Origin of the sequence: Microcystis sp. LE19-10.1B, from assembly GCF_027530565.1 — a bacterium.
GTDB lineage: Bacteria > Cyanobacteriota > Cyanobacteriia > Cyanobacteriales > Microcystaceae > Microcystis > Microcystis aeruginosa.
On the sequence record NZ_JAPZQM010000477.1, the window covers coordinates 1 to 4,778 of the forward strand.

The following is a 4,778-nucleotide window of genomic DNA, read 5'->3' on the forward strand; positions in this document are numbered from 1 at the left end:
ATCCTTATCTGGCAAGAGACTTAATTGATTAGTTCGCTCTAGATAAAAAACAATTGACAAAAATCGCTAAATGCCTTTCTATATAAGGGTTCCATCCCTTATAATCCCCGTCCATTGCATAACACAAACCGAAGAGCCCAACTTCTTAAAAAAGCCTTAATTCTGCTTCCTGGTTCTTCCTGTTGCCATTGTTTAGCAGCTGGTTGTAATTCTTCAGGTAAACTATCCTCAATTGTATTATACCATGCCCCTAAAATTGCTAATTCTGCGGCAGTAGGATCATGATTAAATGCACTTCCTACTTCTACGGATACCATGACTGCGGCATAATTTCCAGTATCAGTCAATTGTTTTGCTAGGGATAACATAGCGGTGGTTTTCCCCGTTTGTCGTGGTGCGTGAAGAACAAAATAACTACGTTGTTGAATTAGCTCCTCTAAATCTGGTAATCTGACTGTGGGAGAGAGCATATAGTGGATATCGTCTGAACAGGGACCTGCAATATTAAACCAGCGAGTCATAGAATTTTGGTAATAGATGAACTCTTTAAGTTTAGACATTTTTTATGCTCCCGATACATTATTAAAACCACTAAATTTGCTAATGAGAGTTGGTTAATTCGGCAATTAATTGTTCAGGAGTGATAATTCGTGGTGTGACAATGGGGAAATCTTGAGGATTACGGGTAATAATTGCATCCAATTTATTAACTACCGCGGTAGAGTATTGAATAGAATCTTCAAAATCCTGAAAATTGGTTGTGAAAGCCATTATAATTGCAGCCTGATTTACTGTAGCAATTTGACAAAAAGTAATTAACTGCTTTAAATAAGTAAGCGTCCAATCTCGACCTCTTGCTTTACGGATAATATAATACAAATCACTAAAAGTTGAGGCGGAAATATAACCTGCAATTGTGCCTTTTTCAATTAGTGATAAAACTTGTTCACTTGCATTCCAAAAAGGTTCTCTTTCTAAGGCATTATCAATAATGATATTAGTATCTATCAGGATTTTCACAGGTTATATTTCTCCTTTAAATATTCATATTTAGCTTGATCTGGATCAAAGTCTGCCGGAATGGCAGGGGCATTTTCAAATAAACCCTGAAATGCTTTGATCCTAGATTTTCTTTTTGGTGCTTCTGGTGCTGGTTCAGTGGTTGGGGTTGTGGTATGATCAAGGGTATCTGTGGCTGCCCAGACTACAATTTCCACATTTCCGGGGGGTAAATTCAATGGTTCGGTAATCAGCAAGTTACCAGATTGATCAATTTTTCCTTTGAGTTTGTATGCTTGCATGATGTTTTTTATGATACTCTGTTTTTATATCATATCATAGTGAACAAAATTCACGCTCTAAATTTGGGTTTAAATTATGATAACTACACTCATTGAACGAGAAGCAGAACCAATTTTAATTAGTGACTTAACCTGGAGAGAATTTAAAGCTGTTGAACAGCTAATCGATCGCCCAGGGTTAAGGTTATCTTTTTTAGATGGAGTTTTGGAGATTAGAAAAATGCCAGGGAAAAAACACGAAACCATCAAAGAACGTATTGGTGCTTTACTAGAAATTTATTTAGAATTTTTGGGATTAGATTTTACTCCTACTGGTTCTGTCACCTTAGAAAATGAATTTGAAAAGGTTAAAAGAGAAGGTGATAAATCCTATGAGTTGGGAGCAAATAGAAAACATCCTGATTTAGTGATTGAGGTGGTTGTTAGTAGTGGAGGAATTAATAAACTGGAAGCATACAAACGCTTACAAATTCCCGAAGTTTGGTTTTGGATGAATGATGAGTTATTGTTTTATAGTTTAGGAAATGAGGGATATGAAGCTGTTAGTAAATCGCAACTTTTACCGAGTTTAGATGTAGGCTTATTGATGCGCTGTATTAATACAGAAAATCATGCTCAAGCACTGCGGGAATTTAGAGCAGGGATAAAAATTATTGAATCAACATAACAATATAAAATGGTAATTTTTTCTGCCTATCTAAAGATTATGGGTTAACTTAACAGTTGCAGAATGCCGAGAATTAAATTCTCAATATTTTATCACAAGGGAACAAGTTTTTAACCGTTTCATCGCCTCCGTATTATTAGAAGAAAGACGAGCAGGTAATATTCCTGCTTGGGAAGGAATTAGGATTGTAAGAGAAAGAATTTAATAGCGATATGAATCCTTTGAAAGACAGTATTTTTGGGAAAATGCTCTCATTTCATCAACTCAATAACCAATCTAGATGATACTGTAAACATTGTTTGAGGTCGTAGCGTTGCTTGATAGTTTCCCTCGCATTTAAACGCAGATTTTGCCAACCCTGGGGATAATTTAACACTTCATCCACGCGGTCGGCTATTTGTTGAGGAGAAAAGAAATCCACTAATAAACCATTTTCCCCATCAGTAATTAATTCTCGCACGGGGGGAGTATCGGAACCAATCACGACGCAACCCATGGCCATAGCCTCTAACATTGACCAGGACAGCACAAAAGGACGAGTAAGATAGATATGGGCTGCCGATGCCTGTAAAACCTGTTTATATTGACCGTAGGGCAGAGAACCGGTAAAATGCACCCGGGATAAATCCAAAGAAAGGCTTTCTAACATCAATTGTTTATAGGTTTTGCCGTCCGGTAGAGTTTTCCCATAAGCGACTCGATCCTCACCGACAATCACCACATGACAGTTAGGCCGACGGGCTAAAATTAGGGAAACAGCCGTCATAAATTGGGGAAAACCGCGATAGGGTTCCATTCCCCGGGTTGCATAGGTGACAATCTCCTTAACACCGGATAAATCTAAACCTATCTCTGGAATCACTAACTGCACATCGGGACGGGGACAGAAATAGTCCGTATCGATGCCATCGTGTAAAACCGTGAGTTTCGAGTTAAATTCTGGGGGAAATTGTTGTTTTTGCCAGATAGTCGGCGATAAACCTCGATCGCAACTGACCAGATCGATGAGGATCGTCGCATTTTTAATTCTAATCCGGGCCTCGGCATCAGCATTAAGGGGATCCGCCGGATCAAAATCAGCATCGGAACCATGGGCATGATAAAACCATTCAAAATAGGCTAAAAACTTAGTTTTCGGGAAAATATCCTTGATAAATAGGCCCGGCCCCCAGCCGGAATGTGCATAGACAATATCGGGATAAAAACCTTGATTTTTCAGTTGTTGGCAAACACCATAAACCGCTTGACCTTGTAAAACCGCACTTTCGAGGGGACGGACATAATGATGGGTTTGGGGAGAAACAGCGCGACTTTCCTGGTAAATAAATTTTTTTACCCCCGCTATCTCTCCCTCTTGCCTGGTAGTGCCGAAAATCACTTGATTTCCCGGGTCTTGAGCCAAAACCGTGCTTAAATGGCGAAATTGGGCGGGAAAATTGGAATGAAGGAATAAAAATTTCATCGCGGGTAAAGGTTTAGAAAAAGCGATCGCTAATCGTACATTGTCCCTGAAAACGGAGCAGATGATCGCATAATACCAAAGCCATCATCGCTTCTACCATCGGGACCGCTCGGGGTAAAACACAAGGATCGTGTCTTCCTTTGGCTGCCAGGGTGGTTTCCTCCCCGCTGCGCGTCACGGTTTTTTGTTCTTTACCGATAGTCGCGGTCGGTTTAAAAGCGATGCGGATAATAATATTTTCACCGTTACTGATTCCCCCTTGAATGCCCCCCGAACGATTGCTATTGGTGCGAATTTCCCCGTTATCATCGATAAAATACTCGTCATTGTGTTCGCTGCCGGTTAAGAAGGTTCCCGCGAATCCCGATCCGATTTCAAATCCCTTACTCGCGGGTAAGGACATCATCCCCTTAGCTAAATCGGCTTCTAGCTTATCAAAAACGGGTTCTCCTAGACCTTTCGGCACATTTCTGGCTACACATTCCACCACACCGCCGATCGAGTCCTTATCCAGGCGAATTTGGTCGATCAGGGCGATCATTTGGGCGGCCGTTTCCTCGTTGGGACAACGCACTATATTACTTTCCACCTCGTCGAGGGTGACGGTGTTGGGGTCGATGATTGCCTCAATATCTTTAATTCGCTTCACATAGCCGATAATCTCGACATTATAGACAGATTTAAGGATTTTTTTAGCGATCGCTCCTGCGGCCACCCGGCCGATGGTTTCCCGGGCCGAAGATCTGCCTCCTCCTTTCCAGTTGCGAATGCCGTATTTTGCTTCGTAGGTGGCATCCCCATGGGAAGGTCGGAATTTCTCGGCCATTTCGTTGTAATCTTGCGAACGAGCATCCTGATTCCGCACTAGAATAGCGATCGGTGTACCGAGGGTTTTGCCGTCAAAAACGCCCGAAATTATCTCACAAATGTCATTTTCCCGACGCGGGGTCACGATTCTGCTTTGTCCCGGTTTGCGACGGTCTAAATCGATTTGAATCTCCTCTTGGGAAATTTCTAAGCGCGGGGGACAACCATCGATAACCACTCCTACCCCACCCCCGTGAGATTCTCCAAAAGTGGAAACCCGAAATAGTCGTCCGAAAGTGTTACCCATAATCTCAATATTTATTAAGCCTCAAGGTTTTATTGTACCTGAGCGGTTATCAGTTTTTCGGGAATAGGGCTTGGGGGTTGGGAATTATGAATTATGGCTCTTCGGTAATTGTTATGCAATGGACGGGGGTTATAAGGGATGGAACCCTTATATAGAAAGGCATTTAGCGATTTTTGTCAATTGTTTTTTATCTAGAGCGAACTAATCAATTAAGTCTCTTGCCAGATAAGGATT

At 41.4% G+C, this 4,778-nt stretch carries 5 protein-coding genes and 1 pseudogene; 1 reads left to right on the forward strand and 5 read right to left on the reverse strand.

Features of this window, described 5'->3' with window-relative positions:
- Positions 1–134: 134 nt before the first annotated feature.
- The 3 genes and pseudogenes from O9332_RS17260 to O9332_RS17270 form a co-directional block, all read right to left on the reverse strand.
- A pseudogene (locus tag O9332_RS17260) lies at positions 135–521 on the reverse strand (ATP-binding protein); the annotation flags it as partial.
- Positions 522–600: 79 nt separating this feature from the next.
- Complete coding sequence (locus O9332_RS17265; protein ID WP_002756819.1) at positions 601–1,020, reverse strand: type II toxin-antitoxin system VapC family toxin; 420 nt, start codon at positions 1,018–1,020, stop codon at positions 601–603.
- On the reverse strand, positions 1,017–1,301 hold the full coding sequence (locus tag O9332_RS17270) for a hypothetical protein (RefSeq protein ID WP_002756821.1): 285 nt from the start codon (positions 1,299–1,301) through the stop codon (positions 1,017–1,019). Before O9332_RS17270 ends, O9332_RS17265 begins: the two co-directional genes overlap by 4 nt.
- A gap of 76 nt (positions 1,302–1,377) precedes the next feature.
- Here O9332_RS17270 and O9332_RS17275 point away from each other — a divergent pair, with 76 nt between their 5' ends.
- Positions 1,378–1,968, forward strand: coding sequence for a Uma2 family endonuclease (locus O9332_RS17275; RefSeq protein ID WP_002756824.1), 591 nt, complete (start codon positions 1,378–1,380; stop codon positions 1,966–1,968).
- A 259-nt stretch (positions 1,969–2,227) separates the two neighbouring features.
- Here O9332_RS17275 and O9332_RS17280 read toward each other — a convergent pair whose 3' ends face one another.
- Together O9332_RS17280 and aroC are read right to left on the reverse strand one after the other, a co-directional pair.
- Positions 2,228–3,430, reverse strand: a complete 1,203-nt coding sequence (locus tag O9332_RS17280) for a glycosyltransferase family 4 protein (RefSeq protein WP_288026603.1) — start codon at positions 3,428–3,430, stop codon at positions 2,228–2,230.
- Positions 3,431–3,443: 13 nt separating this feature from the next.
- Positions 3,444–4,544, reverse strand: a complete 1,101-nt coding sequence (gene aroC / locus O9332_RS17285) for a chorismate synthase (protein ID WP_002756826.1) — start codon at positions 4,542–4,544, stop codon at positions 3,444–3,446.
- Positions 4,545–4,778: the final 234 nt, after the last annotated feature.